Below are 19,896 nucleotides of genomic sequence, written 5' to 3'. Positions count from 1 at the left end.
CTAAAGGAGCTTTTCATTGCTTATTTAATATAATGCAAAACTTTTACTATAAAGATAAAAAATGCAAATAATATCACCAAACTATATATTAACACCCAACACCCTACTTTCAGATTTAGCAGTTGCTTTTGAGAAAACGATACATAAAATAGCTCCTTTGCAAGAACTAAAAAAAGAGTATCCAGACGCAGAAGTAACTATTTTAGAAAAAAACTCACTACTTATACCTGGACTTATTAACGCTCACGTTCACATAGAGTTTAGTGCGAATAAAACTAGCCTTAGTTATGGCGACTTTATGAACTGGTTATACAGTGTAATTGAAAATCGTGAAGAGCTTATTGGTGGATGTGACACTGAGTGCATGAGCAAAGCAGTTGACTCGATGCTGGCATCTGGGATTACTACATTTGGAGCAGTAAGCTCACATGGAATGGATTTAGAAGCTTGTGCAAATGCTAAACAAAATGTTGTTTTTTTTAATGAACTTATTGGCTCTCAGGCAACTATGGCAGACGCTCTTTTTGGCGATTTTATTTCTCGTTTAAATGCTTCAAAAAGTGTGCAAAGAGAGGGGTTTTATCCAGCAGTTGCTATTCACTCACCCTACTCTGTTCACCCTATACTTATCAAAAAAGCTCTTGAAATAGTTAAAAATGAGAACTTAAAACTGACAGCTCATTTTATGGAGAGTGAAGCTGAGAGAAATTGGCTGGATTCCAGTGAAGGTGATTTTAAAGATTTTTTCCAAAACCTGCTAAAACAAAACTCAGCGGTGTGTGATTCTAAGGAGTTTTTGGAAAACTTTGATGGTCATAATGCACTTTTAACACATGTAGTTAAAGCAAATGAAGATGAACTAGAGACTATATCTTCTAATTCTCATACAGTTATCCACTGCCCTATTTCAAATAGGCTCTTAGGTAATCCAACTCTAAATATAAAAGAATTAAACGATAAAAACATTCGCTGGATAGTAGCTACAGACGGATTGAGTTCAAATTATAAACTTGACTTGTTTGAAGAGATGAAGATGTCCTTATTTATGCACAGTAGTGCTCCTCTGTTAAAATTTGCTCAAGATCTTATCAAAGGTGTTACAGTCAATGCGGCCGCAGCTCTTGGACTAAATACAGGAGAAATTGCTGAAGGTAAAAATGCAGACATGCTTATACTTGACTTAGATAAAGAACCAAATGACGAATTAGCTGTTCATTTAATACTTCACAGATATAATATCTCTAAAGTTTACATAAATGGAAAACTAGAAAAAGGAAACTAATGCAATTTATAAAAAAACTATTTTTACCAATTACAGCAACAATGAGTTTTATTCAGAATCACTTCAAAGCCATGGTATTTGTGCTTATACTATTTTTGATTTTTGCTCCTGATAGCAATGAAGACTTTACTCCAAACAATCTTCAACAAATCAATTTGGTTGGTCCTATTATGGAAGTATCAGAGGTTTTAGAGCAAATTGATGATGCCAGCTCAAACGATAGTATAAAGGGTGTCTTACTTGTTGTTAATTCCCCAGGTGGTGCGGTTGCTCCATCTATAGAGGTAGCTTACGCTATAAAAAGATTAAAGTCAAAAAAACCAGTTGTAGTTTATGCCGCTGGAACTATCGCTAGTGGTAGTTACTATGCGAGTATCTGGGCAGATGAAATCGTTGTAAATCCTGGTTCCATGGTAGGCAGTATCGGTGTAATCATGCAAGGGGCAGATTTAAGTGAAGTTATGGGTAAAATTGGTATAAAAACACAGACTGTTCAGGCTGGTAAATATAAGCAAATTGGTACTCCAGATAGAGCGTGGAAGCCATATGAAGTAAATGAACTAAATAAAGTAATTCAAGGTACTTACAATATGTTTACAAAAGATGTTGCAGATGCAAGAGGTCTTGACATCAAAAAGAGAAATCAGTTTGCCAATGCTCATATTTTTACAGCAAGCCAAGCTAAAGATGTTGGGTTAGTTGATTCACTTGGAGTAAGTTATGATGCAAAAATAAAGCTTATTCAACTTAGTGGAGTCCAACATCCGATTTGGAATAAAGAAAATAAGTTTGACAAGTTTATGAAAAAAATATCAGCAAGTACGGCTGTTACTCTTCATACTTACTTTCCAGCTTTAGTTTTAAGGTAGAACCCTTAGCTTGAGCGTATAGAGTACCATTAACTCTACTCTAAGCTTCCGTGAACATTCTCTCTGAGAATGTTCCATACGCTTAGGTTAATGGCACAACTTTTACAACACTTTGAGTATTTTCAAAAATTCTTTTTACTCTGTCTTGCCAAAGTTCACCAAATTCTTTAATTTCAGCCGGCTCGGCCGCACCACCCATCATTTTTTGCATTAATGGTTGCATATTTGGGCTAGGCATAACAGATGATGGATCATATATAACATCTACACTTTTGCCAGTGTCAACTCTAGTGAATCTAGCTGATGAACTAATACTAGCATCAAAATCCATAAGAGAGTGTCTAGCAAATTTTCCAGCTAGTCCTTTAAATCCACTCTTATCAGTTGCTCCTGTAATTTGGGATACAACATTACTAATAACTCCAGCAACACCATCTTCTAGCTGCTCTTTAAACTCTACTTTGATATTTCCACGAACTGCCAGCTCATCATTGTAGAGAGCTTTTAGAGCTTCTGCTGTTATCAGGTAAGCGCCTGCTACAGTTGGACAACTGTGTCCTGCTGATTTAACTACATCTAGGTAGTTAAACTCATACTCGCCTTTTGCAAATGCACCTAAAACAGCTGAAAGTGGATCTTGTACTTTTATAACTTCTACTTCATTGAAAAAATCTGGATAATTCATATAATATTTTCCTTCTTTATAACTTTTGCACTTATACTAACTTCATCGCTCTGTGCCATAAATTCATCTCCAACATTTAAGCTAGATATGTCTATAACTTTTGAGGCTTGTGATATTTGTGCAAAGCCTTTTTTACTTTTAAATTTTGGATGATTTGATTCTAGCATCTTTTGTAGATTTAAAACTTGATTTTGAGCAACATTAAATCTTGAAGTCATTGCATGAGAAAAAGAATCTTTAAAAATTTTTACCTCTTGCATCTTCTGCTCTAACTTTCGCTCTATTGAATGAGTAGAATATAAGTTATACATATAAGTCAGTTCTTGTTTTGAACTCTCTATTTTTTGAGTCATAAGTTGTGTATACTGAGATGCAATTGAATCTAGTGTTTGGTAGAGTTCATTAGAATCCGGCAATGCCATCTCCATTGCAGCACTTGGAGTAGGTGCTCTTAAGTCTGAAACAAAATCACTGATTAACCAGTCTATTTCATGACCTACAGCAGAAATAATAGGTGTTGAAGCTCTAAAAATAGCATCTGCTACTATCTCCTCATTAAAAGCCCATAAGTCTTCTATGCTTCCACCGCCACGACCTATTATTATAAAGTCATACTCTTTTGTATCACTTACTATAATTGCGTTTGCTATGGATGAAGCTGCACTCTCTCCTTGAACTAAAACATCATAAATATCTATCTCTAATGCTCTATATCTAGAGTTTGCAACTCTTAGCATATCTTGCAAAGCGGCTCCAGTTGCTGATGTAACAAGTGCTATTTTTTTAGGGAACTTTGGGAGTTGTTTTTTTATACTTGGCTCAAAATAACCTTGAGATGAAAGTTTTTGTTTTAATTGCTCATAAGCTAAAGCTAGAGCTCCATGACCTGCAGGTTCTATTGAGAAACAGTTTATTTGGTACTCACCACGAGGTTTATAAAGAGTTATAGCACCATCTAAGATGACTTTTAAACCCTCTTTTAACGCAAACTTGAGTTTAGATGCATTGCCTCTAAACATTACAGCTTTTAGAGTTGAGTTAGCATCTTTTAGAGTGAAGTATATATGTCCACTATTGTGAAAAGTAATTCGAGAGAGTTCTCCCTCGACAAGAACACGAGAAAAACTACTCTCTAAAAGAGTTTTAATCTGCTCATTAAGTGATGAAACATTTAAAATATTCAAAGCTTCACCTTCATTTAATAATTATTTTTTTCTAGCTATTAGAAGTGTTGAGATATCCATAGAAAAACTTTTTGTATATAGCATCTCAAAACCTGCATTTTCAAGCTCATGCTGCATATTTTCAACTGTTGAAAAATCTTCTATAGAGTTAGGTAGATACTCATATGCTTCTAAATTTTTAGAGATAAATCCACCTACTTTTGGTAAGATTTTATTCATATAAAAATCTCTAATCTGACCAAGCAAAGATGGATTTTCATTCTTCATAAATTCAAGAATGATTACAAGTCCATCTTTTTTAAGAACTCTGTTAAACTCATTTAAAGCTTTTTTTCTCTCAACAACATTTCTAATACCATAAGTGATACTTAGAAAATCAGCATTGGCATCTTTGAGTGGAATCTCAGTTGCTTTAGAAATATGATAGTTGAACTTAGGATATTTTTTTCGTGCCACATCTACCATTCCAACTGATGGGTCAACACCTACAATTTCACCAATAGCTATACCCAATATACTAGCACGAGAACGCCAAAAGTCCATCATATCACCTGTTCCACAGGCCACATCTACAATTACATCAAGAGAGTCTTTAGCATAATATTTATAAGCTAAATCACAAGCTTTTCGTCTCCAACTTTTATCTACGCCCATACTCATTACACGATTTGCCGTGTCATACGTTGGTGCTATATCATCAAACATTGAGACAATTTTTTCTTGTTTTTGTGTTTTTTGTTTTTGCATATTACTTTTCCCTTTTCATCCACATGATTATATCTTGCTCTTCTTGGTATATATTTAAAATTTCAAACTTTTCTTCTACTTTTTCAAATCCGCTCTCTCCACTCATTGTTGGTGCTAAATAACATAAGTAATAATCAACTATTTCTTTGCAAAGCTCAAACATTGTTGAACTTCCTTCTATCATTATATTTTTATAATTATCTAATTGTGAGAAATTATCCTCTATAAATACATTTCTATCTTTAACTCCAAAGAGTGGTATTGATTTATCAAACTCTTTTTCCCTTGAAAGTATCAAGATATCTGGAGCTTTACCATTGATTAGTCTTGCATCTAGAGTTGGTCTATCAACTCTAACTGTATTTCCACCAATTACAAGCAAATCGCATACATCTCTCATAGCATGAACATTTGTTCTGGAATGAATAGAGCTAACATTTCCAGCATCTGTAGTGCCATTTAATCTTTGTGCCCATTTAAAAAATACAAATTTATCTTGATTCCACATATTAAAAGGTGCTATCAAGTTTTGCGACTTATTTTCCAACACAGATGTCTGAACTTCAGCTCCACTTTTTTTCAATATATTATTTCCACCAGATGCTTGTATATTAATATCATTAGATCCTACAAATATTTTTTTAATGCCAAGTTCAGAAATCAAAGATGCACATGATGGAGTTTTGCCAATATGAGAGCATGGCTCTAGTGTGGTATAAAGAGAAATATCATTAAAGCAATTATTATGATGTTGTAAAAGAAAGGTATGGATTTGGTTTGAAGATGTAATTTCGAGTATTTTAGAATCATTTGTGAGTTTAAAGTATGCCGTTTGAAGTGCTAAAACTTCAGCATGAGGGCTTCCGGCTTTTTGATGAGCTTCTACAGAGAGCAGTTCATTGTTTAAGCCGATTACTACACAGCCAACTGGCGGATTTGGATAAGTCAGACCCTGATATTTCCAAGCTTCACTCAAAGCGAGGTTCATGTAAAAGTTAGAATTTATTACCATTGCATTATCCTAAGTAGATAAGAAGCAAAGCCCATTATCTAATGCTTTACATTACCATTCAAAGTAAGTTTTAGCTTTTGAAATATCTTTGAAATCAACTTCAACTACTTCATCTTCAACATTTAAAATTATCTTTGAATTTTCAACTTTTAGAAGTTTGCCTTTGTATTTCTCTTTATTACTAAGTAAAAGAGAAACATTTTCACCAATAGATTTTAAAAAATGTTTTAATGTAGATAGTTTTCTCTCAATACCAGGAGTACCAACTTCAAGTCTATAATCACCAGAAACAGGAGGTGTAACATCTAACAGTGGAGATATCATGTGTGTTAACTCAACACAACTATCAAGACTAACTCCACTTCTTTTTCCATCTATAACTTCTTTTGAAATTACACTTACACGGTAAATTGTTTCATCATTTTCACTTACAACTACAGTATCATAAAGTTCTAAATCAACAGATGTTACTAATGAATTTATATCACTCTCTAAACTCATTCTTCATCCTTTTTCGCGATTTTTTTAAATAATTCTTCTATATCTTGTGATTTTTTTATCTGCTCATCAAACTCAAATGTAAATTTTGGACAACGGTACCAACCCTGATCTTTAAGACAAAATGTCTCAACTATAGGTCTAGCATTTCTTAATAGCTTTAAATAGTCTCGTTTTTCCTGTTCGCTGAATTCACTTGGATTTATGTAAACTTTTGCATCACTTTTACCACGAGAACATTTAACTTCTAAAATCTCCAAGTCATGAAGTCTTTTGTCATTTAGAGAACCTAACGCTTGAGGAATTAATTCACCGAGAACCGACTCCGTTCGCTTTAACTTTATTTGAGCTTCTGTCATCTATAAAGAAACTTTTTGTTCAACTTTTTTGAATGTTTCAAGAATATCACCAGGTACAACATCATCATAACCACTAATAACAACCCCACATTCATAACCATTACCAATTTCTTCAACATCATCTTTGAATCGTTTAAGTGAAGTAAGCTCACCTTCATAATGAACAACACCTTCACGAATAACACGAACCATTCCACCACGGATAAGTCTACCATCAACAACAACAGAACCAGCAACAACACCTTTAGGTATTTTAAATACTTCTCTAACTTCGGCTTGACCGGTATTCTCTTCAGTAAATTTCGGTGCCATCATACCAGTTAACATACCAGTGATATCATCTAGTAGTTGATAGATAATAGAATAAGTTCTAATATCAACATTTCTTTGTTTAGCAAGTGCTTTTACACTACCTGTAGGACGAACATTAAAACCAAGAAGTACACAATTTTCACTGTTAGAAACTAGCTCAACATCATTTTCTGTAATCCCACCAACGCCTGAAGAGATAACATTAATCTTAACTTCATCATTTCTAAGCTCATTAAGTGAAGTTCTAATAGCTTCAAGAGAACCATGCACATCAGTTTTAAGTACAACTTTAAGTGATTTTAGTTTACCCTCAGCAATCATAGAAGTCATATCTTCTAGAGTTGACTTAGTCGAGTGAGAAAGCTCTTTATGTCTATCATACTCGTGACGTTTAAGAGCGTACTCTTTAGCTTCTTTATCACTGTTCATTGCCATCATAACTTCACCAGATGCAGGAACTTCATTAAGACCAGCAACAACAGCCGTATGACTTGGAAGAAGAGATTTAATCTGTTTTCCATGCTCATCTATTAAAGCTTTTACACGACCATAAGCACTACCACATACAACATAATCTCCAACTTTCAAAGTACCGTTTTGAACAATTACAGTTGCAACCGGACCACGACCTTTTTCCAGTGAAGACTCAATTACAGCAGCTTTTGCCATCGCTTGCTTATTTGCTTTTAATTCTAATATTTCAGCAGTTGTAAGAATATTTTCAAGTAAATCATCAATACCTAGTCCAGATTTTGCAGAAACAGGTACAAACTCTATATCTCCACCCCAATCAACTGGATTGATTCCATGTTCAGCCATTTGACCTTTAACCATATCTGGTTGAGCAGTTTCTTTATCCATTTTGTTAAGTGCAACAATAATAGGAGCACCTGATTCTTTTGCCATCTTGATAACTTCAAGAGTTTGAGGCTTAACACCATCATCAGCAGCTACAACAATAATGATAATATCTGTAATATCAGTACCTTTTTGACGCATATTTGAAAATGCAGCGTGACCAGGAGTATCTATGAAAGTAATAGGTTTAGCATGCTGTTGAATTGTATAAGCACCAATATGCTGAGTAATTCCACCAGCTTCACCTTCAGTTACTTTTGCTTTACGAATTGCATCTAAAAGAGATGTTTTACCATGATCAACGTGACCCATAATAGTAATTACAGGAGCTCTTTCAGTTGCGTCTAAATCTTCTTCAATATCTTCTTCTGCATGAGTAAACTCATCTTTAGGATCTATAATTGTTACTTCAACTTCAAATTCTTCACTTAATATCTCAATCTCATCATTACCTAAAAAGTCATTCTTAGTCATCATCATACCAAGATCAAAAAGAACTTTAATTACATCAGATATAGGACGTTTTAGTGCTTCTGCAAACTCATAAACACGGATATCTTCAGGAATCTCGACATGGGTTACTATCTCTTCTTCTTGAGTAGCTTTTACGTATTTTTTTCTTTTATCACGAGAAACTTTTCTACCACGAGGTGCTTGTTTCTTATTTGCATTTCTACCAGCTGGCTTTGGTGCGCGAGGTTTTCTAGGTTCTTCAACAGGAAGTGGAGCTCTCTCTGTAGAATTTAAATCAAGTAGAGTAACTTGATCATCCATATCCATAGAAACTTCATTCATAGCTCCACCAAAGATATCTATTCTTTTACCAGATTCTTTTTTTCTTGTAGGTGTTGCACTACCGTGTTTAGACTTTTTCTTTTGAGCCAATTCTTCTAAAACTTCAGCACTCATCTTACCGTAAGAAGATACTGATGCTGCTTGTTTTTGAGGAGCTGAATAAGTCTCCACAATTTTTGGCTTTTTCTTTTTAACAATTTTAAGACCTGTTCTTTTAATCTGACGGGCAACAACAGGAACAACCACTTTTAAAGAACTTTTACTTTCTTCTACTACTTCAGTTTTGGGCTCTTCTTTTGTCTCAACAACAGCTATTTCTTCTTTAACAATCTCTATTTTAGAATCTTCTTCAACTTCTTTGGGAGCTTTTTTATTTACAGGCTTCTCTTCTACTTCAGGAGTTTCTTCTTGTTTTGGAGTATCACTTTTTGCTTTAATCGGTGTTTTATCTGCAGGTTTTACTGACTCAGTGGTAACTTCACCATTCATTATGAAGTTTGCTAATCCCTCAGCTTGCTCCATTGTCACTACGCTTTGTGCCGACTTTACTTCAAGACCCATTTTTTTTGCTTTTTCTAAAACATCTTTAGAAGCTATTCCTAGTTCTTTTGCAATTTCGTGTACTCTAACTTTTTCTATCATCAGTGATGATCTCCTTTAGTTTGTTCGTAAATTTATCTTTGTCTCCACTTCTACATTGACGCATAAGTGCTTTTAAAACTTTTTTCTCTTCAAAGATACAATTTTGGCATAAATAAAAACTTCTCCCAATACCTTTGAATACTTCTATTGAACCATCAATACATTGAAGTCTCAGTAGATTGCTTTGAGCTTCTCTATTTCTACAAGAGATGCACATTCGAAGAGGTTGATTAAATTTTTTCGCCATTATATCTTAATCTTACTTGATTTAATAGAGGTTATCTCTCTATTACCAATCCATTGTTGTCAAAATCCAAGGTTTTCACAGTAAAATCAGGAAATTTTTGCTTTAATTTATTTGCAATTATAGCTGAATCTTCATCATATGCCATTGAAAAAAATGTAGATCCACTCCCAGAGAGTGTACTCATTAGTGCACCACTTTCATATGCAATCTTCTGTACAGAAAATAGTTCAGGTAGTACTTTCATTCTGGCTTTTTGATGAAATCTATCTTGTGCAGAAAGTTTTAGCATTTCCCAATCTTCATTAAAAAATGCTCCTACTGTTAAAGCTGTGTGTGATAAATTGTATATTGCATTCTCTTTAGAGTAAGATTTTGGCAAAAGTGTTCTAGCCTTTGATGTATTTATCGGTTTATTTGGTATAGTAACTATAGCCTTTAAATATGTCGGAAGATGTTTTCTCTGTGAAAAAACCTTATTTTTCTCAACTGTTGCAGCATTAAAGCCACCCATAACCGCTGGTGTAATATTATCTGGATGCGATTCATAAAAAAGTGCATGATTTAAAATTCTTCTTTTTGAGACTCTTATACCGGCCGCTTCATGTGCACTTGCAATTGCACTAACAATTACGGCAGATGAACTTCCAAGTCCTCGTGACATTGGAATTTGATTATAAAATGTAAATTTAAAATTTTGTTTTTTCTGAGTTAATCTATTAAAATGGTCATTAAATATACTTACGAAAAGATTATTACCTTTTAACCTTGGATTATTTTCACCCTCACCTTTAATGCTAACACTGAAAAATTTTGATGGATGAAACTCAACTTTGTTTCTTAAATCTACAGCTAAGCCTAAAGAATCAAATCCTGGTCCTAGGTTAGCACTTGTTGCTGGTACACTTATTGTCAATTATTTTCCTATCCAACAGCTCCAATACCGTAAAGAGGCGTTGCTGTTGTGCTAAACTCACTATATTCTAGCACAGTTTGGAGTTTAAACTCCATATTTGGTGCTGTTTCTAATTTTTGAGTTTTTATTTCTGATGAAACTTTAACAAAATATAGCTTTCCAATCGCTTTTATAGGTTGATTTTCATTAAAATAAAATGCATCTGTTGCAAAAAGTGGTATATTTTTCAAAACACTAATAGATTTTAGAAAAATATACGCAACTTTTATGGCCATAAAACTTCCAGGTCCATTTGCATAAAAAAGATTTTTTACTTTATATTTTTTTAAAATATCATCATATAGTTTTGGTAAAATATCTGAGCTTTTTTCTTGACTTTTTATAGTCTCTATAAGCTTTTTATCTTCATATATTCCAACTTGTATTGGAGAAGACAAAGCAACTAGAACAACGTCTACAATCTTAGGCATATGCTTTTTCTAACTCCGCAGTCTTTTCACCTACAAGCTCTATGACTTCATAATTTTCAGGATTCTTCAGTAGTTCGATAGTTAACTTATGATTTAAATCATGACTTCCTGCCATTGCTTCATAGTTACCTATAAAGTTCATACCAATAAGAGACATGTCTCCAATTGCATCTAATATTTTATGTCTTACAAACTCATCTGGAAATCTCAAGCCTTCAGGGTTTAAAATCTTTTTATCATCTAACACAATTGCATTTTCTAAAGTACCACCAAGTGCCAAGCCTTTTGAACGAAGGTATTGAACCTCATGTAAAAAACCAAATGTTCTAGCTCTTGCTATCTCATTTTTATAACTCTCTTTTGTAAACTCTAAAACATACTCTTGTTTATTAATTACAGGATGAGGAAATTTAATTGTAAAGTCATATTTAAGATCAGGAGAAGGTGATAGTTTTACATACTTCTCACCTTCTTGAACAATGATCTCTTTTTTAATACGCATTATTTTTTTTGGCATATCTAGTTCTTGAATGCCAGCCTCATCTAAAAGCATACAAAAACTTGCACTGCTTCCATCCATAACCGGAACTTCATCAGCATCAACTATTACTTTTAGATTATCAATTCCATATGCATAAACAGCAGATAGCATATGCTCTATTGTAGAAATAACTACACCATCTTTACCAATAACAGTTGCCATTTTAGTGTCAACTACATTTTCAGGTATAAGTGCGATTGCAACATCTACATCACTTCTATAAAAAACTATCCCACTGTTAGACTCTAATGGTTCTAGCCTTAATCGAACAGGTATTCCTTTGTGTAATCCAATTCCAACTAACTCAACAGCTTTTTTAATAGTAGTTTGATACATATTATCTATCTCCTTCTAGCTTCTATCTATAATTTCTTTGGCATTTTTAATAATATCACTTATATTTAAGCGCATCCACTCTTTGTCCATCCACTCTGCAGGACGAACTTCAACACCTTGTATTAAAACACCAAAATGTAAGTGATCGCCCATAGCATAACCACTTTTACCTGTATTAGCTACATTATCTTTTGCATTAACAACATCACCGCTATTAACTTGTACACTTGAACAGTGTCCATATAAAGTATAAAGTCCAAGCCCATGATGAATAATTGGCATGTTTCCGTATATACCATTATAATCAGAGTATACAACTTCACCACCATTTTGAGGTTTTATTTGAGCCTGAGCATTACTTGCCATATCGAGACCTAAGTGATATGACTCACTTATATGGTCACCCTTATAAGAGTACTTTCTATGATCTCCAAATGTAGCAACAACCTGTGCATTTTTAAGTGGATACATTCTATTTATTTTAAAATCACTTATCATTTCATCTGAGACTTTAGAAGTTACCTCATGTATAAGTTTCTCATTTTTAGCTCTTACATCTTCATTTATTATTTTAAATTGTTCTATTGAATCTTCTACACCTTGTGTCTCTACAAACTCTTCTGCTAATTGAGCAATTTTTCCTTTTAAAAATTTATCACTTAACTTAATATTAGATACTTTATACTTTTTTTGCTTTATATAAAGCGGTATATATGATTTTGAACTATTCCCTGCATAATCTTTTGCAACAACAGTTGCCTTAAAACTATCACTTGTTACAGGCCATGCTAGTAGAGATATATAGTAGTTTTTTTTATAAAAAGGCTGTGCTTTAAATCTTTTGTCATTGTTCGTCTGAATATAAAACTCTTTTAAGTTTTCATCATCTACTTTAAAGATAACAAGTGCTGCACCACCCTTTTTAATCTTATATGAATTATTTATAATTGAAAGCTCAGGTCTTTTTTTATCGATTTTAAGATCAAACTCTTTGATAGATGTATTTCCGTTTAAAAAATTCCACTTACTTGCATCTGTAGCCTCAACAATAATCTTAATGCTTTTATCTTTCATAGCATAAGCACTTCTTGGTGGTTCAACTTCTACGCTCAGTGAACCTTTTGGTGTTATAAATTGCTCGTAATGTAGAGTATTTTCATCATCCTTACTTTTTAAAATTACACTGTATGATTTAATACCACTCTTATCATCTATATTAATTTTTAGTGGTTTCTTTAAATTCCAATAACCGTTTGAATCTAGATTAACATTTGGAGCTTCTCTCTCAAACAATCCAGAACTATACACATATACAGCTCCTGCTATTGCCAAAGCAAATATTAATTTAATACCTAACGAAGACTTACTGTTTCTTTTTCTCAATCTATATTTCCTTAACTTTTATTTTTAAAATTTCATACTCTTTATTTGTGTCTAAAAGAACTGACAACTCTACATAAGGAAGCATTAACGCTTCTTCTAACACTTCATTGCAATCTTGGAGAGTTGCACCTGTTGATTTTAAATCATCATCACTGATGCAAAATACAGCAGCTTTTGCAGAGTTTTGAAGAAGCATATTCTTTAACATTAGCGCTTTTAACCTAAGCGCGGATAAGGTAGTTCTTTTCATTATAAAATCATTACAAGTTTTATAATCTGCACCACATTCTATCAATTCCTTTATCGAAGCAAAAAATGTACCATTGACATCAGAATTTAAAAAGCCGTTACTCTCTTGCAAAAGCCCTGCATAAAGTGCTGTCGCCATTTTATTATTTATCTTGATATTGTTATTTTTAAACAAATTAAAAAGTTCAAGACTACTACTATCAAGCTCTATTATAAAATCAGCTGATGAAATTTTCGTAGATTTTATTTTTTCAAACCATGGTAAAAAAGAGAGTCTTTTATCTATATATTCTGTCTCACAGACCAAAGAAACTTTTTTGTGTAGCCTAAGTATATGTGTATATAAGGCACTAGCACTTGGCAGATTCTTTACATCTGCAACTATCACAACATATTTTGCGTTATTAATTCCATCTAAAAAATTATTCATATCTATCTCACAATTGAGTGATTATACACTATTTTCTATTCATTTTATAAACATAAGCTAGTACTTCAGCAACTGCTGCAAATAGCTCTTCGGGTATTGGCTTATCAATCTCCACTTTAGCATATAAACTTCTTGCTAGTGGTGGATTCTGAACAATATGCACACTATTCTCTCTTGCTATTTTTTTAATCTGCTGAGCAATATTATCCATACCTTTTGCGACTACTATTGGTGCACGCTTAGTCTCTTCATATTTCAAAGCAACCGCATAGTGTGTTGGATTGGTAATAACTACATCAGCATTTGGTACTTCTGCCATCATTCTTTTTCTAGAAGCTTCCATCTGAATCTGGCGAATTTTGCCTTTAATTAAAGGATCACCCTCCATATTTTTCATCTCATCTTTGATCTCTTGTTTGCTCATCTTAAGACCATCAAAATACTGTTTTCTAACTATAATAATATCAATCATTGCAAATACAAAAATAATTAACAGCATAACAAAGGATAAGATAATTGCCTTGTCCTTTAACCAAATAAGCTGTTCTCCTAAACTAAACAGAGCAACTGTAGGAAGCTCAGTAATGTACAAAAAGAAAAAGATAAATCCAATACCCAAGGTAGTAAAAGATTTAAAAGTTATCTTTACCGATTCTATTGCTTTTTTCATGGAAAATAGGTTCTTAGTTCCCTTTATTGGATCAATTTTTTTAAAATCTGGCATGATAGCTTTTGTTGTAAATAGAAATCCAAACTGTGCAAATCCCGCTATAACACCTGATATAGCAACCGCGATAGCTAAAGGCATAATAATAAGAAGAAATTCTCTTACTGTCACAATAGCTATATCAATCATAAACAACTTATCTAAGGGAGTACCAATCAAAGAAAAATAGTATTTAAACAGCTGTAACATATGATTACTCATATAAGGAAATAGCATCAATATAGAAAGTATCGCAACAAAGAGAGTAATAACTCCCGAAGTATCTTGAGACTTGGGAACATTCCCCTCTTTCCTGGCATCTTCTATCTTTTTGGGGGTGGGTTCTTCTGTCTTTTCAGCATCATCAGCCATAATATATAATTACCAACTTTTTGTATTCTATCTGACTCCATAAGGAGTCAAACTTTAGTAGCCTCAGCGGCTCAAGCGAGCAGAAGGGACTAGTTCCTTTTGCGGACTAATCAATGGACAACATTTTCATAGATAAATCTATCCAGTTTGCTTGATGGATTAACGAGCCGCTGCTTATTGCATCTACACCGCTTGCAGCATATGATTCAATTGTATCGAGTGAAATATTTCCACTTGCTTCTAAAAGTATATGTGAAAAGTTTTTATCTCTAAAAGAGACTATCTCTGTTATTTGCTCTGGAGTCATATTATCACACATAACTATATCAGCACCACCCTCCATTGCTTCTTTGGCAATTTCGAATGTCTCAGCTTCTACTTCTATATTTGCAGTAAAAGGAATAGCTTTTCTAGCTTTTTCAATATAACTTTTTAAATCATCTATGGTTTTAAGATGGGTATCTTTTATCATCAAAGAGTCATCTAACCCCATACGATGATTTACAGCCCCACCTGTTCTTGTAGCATACTTCTCAAAGACTCGGAGTTGTGGTCTGGTTTTTCTTGTATCTAAAAGTTTAACCCCGTATGGTTCAAGTATATCAACATATTTTCTCGTTAGAGTCGCTATGGAGCTTGCATGTAAGAGCATATTTAAAAGTGTTCTCTCTATCCGTAAAAGGGTATGTGAATCACCACTTATAGTAGCAATAACATCACCTTTTATAAAGCTTTGCGAGTCATTTTTAAGCCAAGTTAGTTCGAAGCTCTCTAGTTTTGCTAAAACATCTATATACTTTACTCCGGCAACTATACCATCACTTTTTGCAATAATTTTGGCACTTGCGTCTACGGCTGGCTCAACTAAAGCATAGAGGTCTCCGCGACCAACATCTTCTGTGAGTGCTGCCTTAACAAATGTTTCTATCATAGTGCCAACATTCTCTCTAGAGCAATTTTTGCCCACTTTTGAGTTTTCTCATCTACAAGTATCTCATTTAAAGGCTCACCATCATCGATTGACTTCAAAGTCAGATAAACATCTTCTAGAGTAGTCTCATTCATAGTAGGACACTCTGGTTTTGTTGAAGAGAGTACATAAGTATTTTTGTCTCTCAAGCGATTAACCATATTAAATTCTGTTCCAACTGCAACTTTTTGCTCCTCTGGAAGCTCTGTAATATATTTTATAAGCTGAGAAGTTGAACCTACAAAGTCAGATGCATCACATATGGCAGGATCGCACTCTGGATGTACAGCTATCAAAATACCTGGATATTTTTTACGATAAAAAGCAATATCTTCTACTGTGAAAAGTTGGTGAACTGAACAAAAACCGTTATAGCAAATAATATCTGCATCTTTAGGATCTTTACCATCTCCGATTACACATGAGTTTAGTCCCATCTGGTTTGCTATATTTTGACCTAGACATCTATCTGGAACAAAAAGAATCTTTTTACCCTCACTCAAAGCTGTTGTAATAATCTTTTTAGCGTTTGAACTTGTACAGACCATACCACCCATTTCACCGACTTTGGCTTTTACATCAGCATTTGAGTTAATATATGTAATAGGCAAGATATTTTCTTTTGATATTCCATTATCTTCTAAAAATTTAACCGATTCATCATAATACATTGAGTCAATCATTCTCGCCATTGCACAGCAAGCTGCTTTTGGCATAACTACTCTTTTATGTGGAGAGAGGACTTTTACACTTTGACCCATAAAACCAACACCACTAAAAACTACGAATTCGGCGTCATCATCTCTCGTTCGTATAGCAAGTTCCAGTGAGTCACCTGTAATATCTGCCATTTCAAAAACTTCATCTCTTTGGTAGTAGTGTGCAACAAGAGTTACGCTTAACTTCTTTTTTAGTTCAATAATTTTTTGTTTTAATTCTTCATTTGTTAATTTCAAAAAAAATCCTGTTCATTTTAATTATGACATTATATCAATAATTTATTATTATTTGAATTTATAGTTTAATTTTTTTAATTATAATTAAAAAAAACTAATAACAATAATTATTGTTCTACCAATAAAGGTAAATTTGAGATATATTACAATTATTAATCTTACTTTAATAATATAAATTAGATAATTGGGTCGTTTAAATTTTAAGAAGATATTGATTAGGGGTTAATCTATGGAAAATAAAGATATCGTTATTAGCAAAGGAAACAAGAAAAAATTTCTTGGAACCTGGGTTATAATTAGTATGGTAGTTGTAGGTATAGTAGTAGGTATGTTAATATCTTTTACAACTGTAGTTGCTGTAAAACACACTTCTGATGTAAACTTTTGTGGTTCATGTCACTCTATGAAACCGATGGCAAAAGCATATAGAAACAGCGTTCATGGTGGGTATGGTGAAAGTGGTGTAATGGCTACATGTGCAGATTGTCACTTACCTCATAAATCAACTATGGGCTATATGGTCCAAAAAGTTAAAACAGGCTTGTGGGATGTATGGGTTGAGACAACTCATGATACATCTAAAATTGATTGGTATGAACGCCGTAGAGAACGCCGTAATTGGGTTTATGATAGCGGATGCCTACACTGCCATGAAAACTTGTTACGCGGTACTAGACCAAATAAAAAAGCTTTTACTGCACATAAAGCTTACTTCTCTAAGAAACTTTTAGTCGAGGCTGAAGATGGTAAAGAGCCTGCAAAGTGTGTAGATTGTCATAGAAATGTAGGTCACTACCAGTTAGAGAAGCATCTTCCTCCACCGCCAGAAGAAGTATATAATTCTAAAAAAGATGAGCACTAAGGAGATATGATGCATAAAATAAATAAAAAAATAGCAATTATCGTGGGTGTAGTTCTTGTTTTAATTGCAGTGATGATTCTTAACAATGGTTTAGAAAAGCTTGGTCGTCTTGGTGTTATAGGGGGTCAAATTGCGACAAGTTTAGCAAATGCTCCTCATGGTGATCCTCGCCCTCTTAGTGAGATGAATAAAGATCATATCAAAGCTATTACGGGTAGCTCTAATACTGTAGATATTAATGAATTGCCAAAGGCATTTGTTCCGATGAAAAAGTATGGACATCCACCTTTTACTTTGGGTGCATGTAATGTATGCCATGCTTCAAGAACAGATAAACCAGCAGCAATTACAACACATACAGTTGCTGAGCTTTGTTATATTTGTCACTACCCACAAAAGGAAATTGATAAACATATGGCAGCATTAGATTGTAACAAGTGTCACAGTCCTCACCATTCGGATAGAAAAAAACTTTTACGTGCTAAAGTAACAGAAACAGAATGTCCAGTTGGTGAATTTAAATCTAACTAAATAGTTTAATATTATAAAATAAAAAAGGGATTTTAGTGAAACAATATATGACAAAGAAAGTAATATTAGCGTTAGTCTTTGTACTTAGTATAATACTATTTCAGTCATATGGTGTTTTAGATAAGATAGATCGTTTTGTAGTTATTATGGGAAATATTACCTATAATCTTCAACATGCAAAACATGCATATGAAGAATTTGATTTTAATATTACTGAATCTGATATTAATGATATAAATATTACTAAACTAGCTAAAGAGTTTAAAAGTTCTATTGATAGGAAAAAAGAAGCAAAAGCAAAAGCAAAAGCTCTTGCTTTAAAAGCACCCAAAGGGATTGCTATTGATGAAATAAGAACAGAAGAAGTAGTTGAACATACTAAAACTAGAACCAAAAAAGTAAAGTTGGTTAGTCTTGACGATTTACCGGCAAAATTTAAACCGCTAAAACAGTATTTGCATGAGCCATTTAAAATGGGTGCGTGTAGAATATGTCATACCTCTAAAAATAATAAACCAGGTGAGTTAGTTAAAAAGAATATTTCAGATATATGCTATGAGTGCCATAAAACACGTTATACAAAAAAGTTTGATCATAAACCGGTAAAAGATGGCAGATGTATGGATTGTCATGATCCACATCAATCTAACACTAAAAAATTACTAAAAGCCGACTCTATAAACAACCTGTGTATGAAATGTCATGACCGCAAAAGTAAGTTTAAAGCAAAAGCAAAAAAACTCTTTGTTAATATGAGTTTAAAAAACAAACATGAACCAATAATTAAAAAAAGTTGCTTGGAGTGTCACGACGCACATACAGCTGATTATAAATCACTGTTAAGCTTTGATGCTAAAATGGATTTATGTTTAGATTGTCACGATGATATTGCTGATAAAACACACAATTCTAAGTATAAGCACGGCGGTGTAAATACAAGTAAAAAACGTTGTTTAGAGTGTCATGATCCACATGCAACTAAACACAAAAAACTACTCAAAAAAGACCCAGTTGAAACCTGTCTACAGTGTCATAACAAAGAAGTTAAGTCTGATGAAGATGGTGGAATGCTGATGAATATTAAAAAGCATTTGAAAGAGAATAAAAATTGGCATATGCCTATCAAGAAACCTAACGAGAAAGGTGGTGGTTGTGGTGCATGTCATGAACCTCACGGTTCTGACAACTTTAGTATCTTAAGAAAGTCATTTACTAAAAACTTTTATGATAATTTTGAAAACAAAGATTTCTTCTGTTTTAAATGTCATAACGACACTAAAATAAGTACTCAATATATTGAACCAAAAGATAACAATATTACAAACTTCAGAGATGGTGAAGTTAACTTACACTTCTTGCATGTTAATGACCGTAAGGGCAGAAGTTGTAGAGCATGTCATGATGAGCATGCTTCTAAGTATACCCATCTTATAAGAGATTATACTGATTTTAATGGTATTAAATTTCCACTCCGATATATTGATACTGGGAGTGGTGGTTCATGTGCTCCTGCCTGTCATAAAAAGTTTGAGTATGATAGATTAACTCCTAAGGGTATAGGAAAGTGATAAGAAAATTAGTTCATAATTTACTTATAGTAATCTTTTTTATACCCTTAAGTACTCTGGCAAATGAATCTACTCTAGAGCTATCTTATCCAAAGAACAATTCCCTTCTTCGAAATACT

21 protein-coding genes are annotated in these 19,896 nt (G+C 33.3%); 5 read left to right on the top strand and 16 right to left on the bottom strand.

What is annotated here, in order from left to right; all coding sequences use genetic code 11:
• Window positions 1-61: 61 nt before the first annotated feature.
• Together ACLHDE_RS04685 and sppA are read left to right on the top strand one after the other, a co-directional pair.
• The gene (locus ACLHDE_RS04685; protein WP_415398048.1) at window positions 62-1,282 is read left to right on the top strand and encodes a metal-dependent hydrolase; all 1,221 of its coding nucleotides are present in this window, start codon (window positions 62-64) and stop codon (window positions 1,280-1,282) included.
• Window positions 1,282-2,151: a signal peptide peptidase SppA gene (sppA, locus tag ACLHDE_RS04680; RefSeq protein WP_415398047.1), complete on the top strand. Its 870-nt coding sequence runs from the start codon at window positions 1,282-1,284 to the stop codon at window positions 2,149-2,151. The genes ACLHDE_RS04685 and sppA overlap by 1 nt, the downstream gene beginning before the upstream one ends.
• An 82-nt stretch (window positions 2,152-2,233) precedes the next feature.
• Here the strand turns inward: sppA and ACLHDE_RS04675 are convergent, their stop codons facing one another.
• From ACLHDE_RS04675 to nadA, 16 genes are all read right to left on the bottom strand, one after another.
• A complete protein-coding gene (locus tag ACLHDE_RS04675; RefSeq protein WP_415398046.1) occupies window positions 2,234-2,836 on the bottom strand; it encodes a hypothetical protein in 603 nt (200 codons plus the stop codon).
• A complete protein-coding gene (gene xseA / locus ACLHDE_RS04670; RefSeq protein WP_415398045.1) occupies window positions 2,833-4,020 on the bottom strand; it encodes an exodeoxyribonuclease VII large subunit in 1,188 nt (395 codons plus the stop codon). Before xseA ends, ACLHDE_RS04675 begins: the two co-directional genes overlap by 4 nt.
• Before the next feature lie 21 nt (window positions 4,021-4,041).
• Window positions 4,042-4,767: a bifunctional demethylmenaquinone methyltransferase/2-methoxy-6-polyprenyl-1,4-benzoquinol methylase UbiE gene (gene ubiE / locus ACLHDE_RS04665; protein ID WP_415398044.1), complete on the bottom strand. Its 726-nt coding sequence runs from the start codon at window positions 4,765-4,767 to the stop codon at window positions 4,042-4,044.
• 1 nt (window position 4,768) lies between these two features.
• Window positions 4,769-5,779 (bottom strand): bifunctional diaminohydroxyphosphoribosylaminopyrimidine deaminase/5-amino-6-(5-phosphoribosylamino)uracil reductase RibD, encoded by a 1,011-nt coding sequence (gene ribD / locus ACLHDE_RS04660; RefSeq protein ID WP_415398043.1) that lies wholly within the window; start codon window positions 5,777-5,779, stop codon window positions 4,769-4,771.
• Window positions 5,780-5,830: 51 nt separating this feature from the next.
• Complete coding sequence (locus ACLHDE_RS04655; RefSeq protein WP_415398042.1) at window positions 5,831-6,280, bottom strand: ribosome maturation factor; 450 nt, start codon at window positions 6,278-6,280, stop codon at window positions 5,831-5,833.
• A complete protein-coding gene (gene rbfA, locus ACLHDE_RS04650) occupies window positions 6,277-6,636 on the bottom strand; it encodes a 30S ribosome-binding factor RbfA (RefSeq protein ID WP_415398041.1) in 360 nt (119 codons plus the stop codon). The genes ACLHDE_RS04655 and rbfA overlap by 4 nt, the downstream gene beginning before the upstream one ends.
• A complete protein-coding gene (gene infB / locus ACLHDE_RS04645) occupies window positions 6,637-9,243 on the bottom strand; it encodes a translation initiation factor IF-2 (RefSeq protein ID WP_415398040.1) in 2,607 nt (868 codons plus the stop codon).
• Window positions 9,227-9,490, bottom strand: coding sequence for a hypothetical protein (locus ACLHDE_RS04640; RefSeq protein WP_415398039.1), 264 nt, complete (start codon window positions 9,488-9,490; stop codon window positions 9,227-9,229). The genes infB and ACLHDE_RS04640 overlap by 17 nt, the downstream gene beginning before the upstream one ends.
• Before the next feature lie 31 nt (window positions 9,491-9,521).
• Window positions 9,522-10,403: a homoserine kinase gene (thrB, locus tag ACLHDE_RS04635; protein WP_415398038.1), complete on the bottom strand. Its 882-nt coding sequence runs from the start codon at window positions 10,401-10,403 to the stop codon at window positions 9,522-9,524.
• A gap of 8 nt (window positions 10,404-10,411) precedes the next feature.
• A complete protein-coding gene (locus ACLHDE_RS04630) occupies window positions 10,412-10,873 on the bottom strand; it encodes a hypothetical protein (protein ID WP_415398037.1) in 462 nt (153 codons plus the stop codon).
• Window positions 10,866-11,750: a UDP-3-O-acyl-N-acetylglucosamine deacetylase gene (gene lpxC, locus ACLHDE_RS04625; RefSeq protein ID WP_415398036.1), complete on the bottom strand. Its 885-nt coding sequence runs from the start codon at window positions 11,748-11,750 to the stop codon at window positions 10,866-10,868. Before lpxC ends, ACLHDE_RS04630 begins: the two co-directional genes overlap by 8 nt.
• A 15-nt stretch (window positions 11,751-11,765) precedes the next feature.
• Window positions 11,766-13,133: a M23 family metallopeptidase gene (locus tag ACLHDE_RS04620; protein ID WP_415398035.1), complete on the bottom strand. Its 1,368-nt coding sequence runs from the start codon at window positions 13,131-13,133 to the stop codon at window positions 11,766-11,768.
• Window position 13,134: 1 nt separating this feature from the next.
• Entirely contained in the window at window positions 13,135-13,812 is a 678-nt protein-coding gene (locus ACLHDE_RS04615; RefSeq protein ID WP_415398034.1) for a DHH family phosphoesterase, read from the bottom strand.
• Between the two features lie 28 nt (window positions 13,813-13,840).
• On the bottom strand, window positions 13,841-14,890 hold the full coding sequence (gene flhB, locus ACLHDE_RS04610) for a flagellar biosynthesis protein FlhB (RefSeq protein ID WP_415398033.1): 1,050 nt from the start codon (window positions 14,888-14,890) through the stop codon (window positions 13,841-13,843).
• A 106-nt stretch (window positions 14,891-14,996) separates the two neighbouring features.
• The gene (nadC, locus tag ACLHDE_RS04605) at window positions 14,997-15,821 is read right to left on the bottom strand and encodes a carboxylating nicotinate-nucleotide diphosphorylase (RefSeq protein WP_415398032.1); all 825 of its coding nucleotides are present in this window, start codon (window positions 15,819-15,821) and stop codon (window positions 14,997-14,999) included.
• Window positions 15,818-16,816, bottom strand: a complete 999-nt coding sequence (nadA, locus tag ACLHDE_RS04600; protein ID WP_415398031.1) for a quinolinate synthase NadA — start codon at window positions 16,814-16,816, stop codon at window positions 15,818-15,820. Before nadA ends, nadC begins: the two co-directional genes overlap by 4 nt.
• A 229-nt stretch (window positions 16,817-17,045) precedes the next feature.
• Here nadA and ACLHDE_RS04595 point away from each other — a divergent pair, with 229 nt between their 5' ends.
• Genes ACLHDE_RS04595 through ACLHDE_RS04585 form a run of 3 tightly spaced genes read left to right on the top strand, consistent with a single transcriptional unit; the run spans window position 17,046 to window position 19,777 of the window.
• Window positions 17,046-17,678, top strand: coding sequence for a cytochrome c3 family protein (locus ACLHDE_RS04595; protein WP_415398030.1), 633 nt, complete (start codon window positions 17,046-17,048; stop codon window positions 17,676-17,678).
• Window positions 17,679-17,687: 9 nt separating this feature from the next.
• A complete protein-coding gene (locus ACLHDE_RS04590) occupies window positions 17,688-18,209 on the top strand; it encodes a cytochrome c3 family protein (protein ID WP_415398029.1) in 522 nt (173 codons plus the stop codon).
• A 35-nt stretch (window positions 18,210-18,244) separates the two neighbouring features.
• Window positions 18,245-19,777: a cytochrome c3 family protein gene (locus tag ACLHDE_RS04585; RefSeq protein WP_415398028.1), complete on the top strand. Its 1,533-nt coding sequence runs from the start codon at window positions 18,245-18,247 to the stop codon at window positions 19,775-19,777.
• Window positions 19,778-19,896: the final 119 nt, after the last annotated feature.

Origin of the sequence: Sulfurimonas iocasae (genome assembly GCF_047716755.1) — a bacterium.
In the GTDB taxonomy this organism is placed as follows: Bacteria; Campylobacterota; Campylobacteria; order Campylobacterales; family Sulfurimonadaceae; genus Sulfurimonas.
This window is presented reverse-complemented; position numbering and strand designations above follow the sequence as displayed.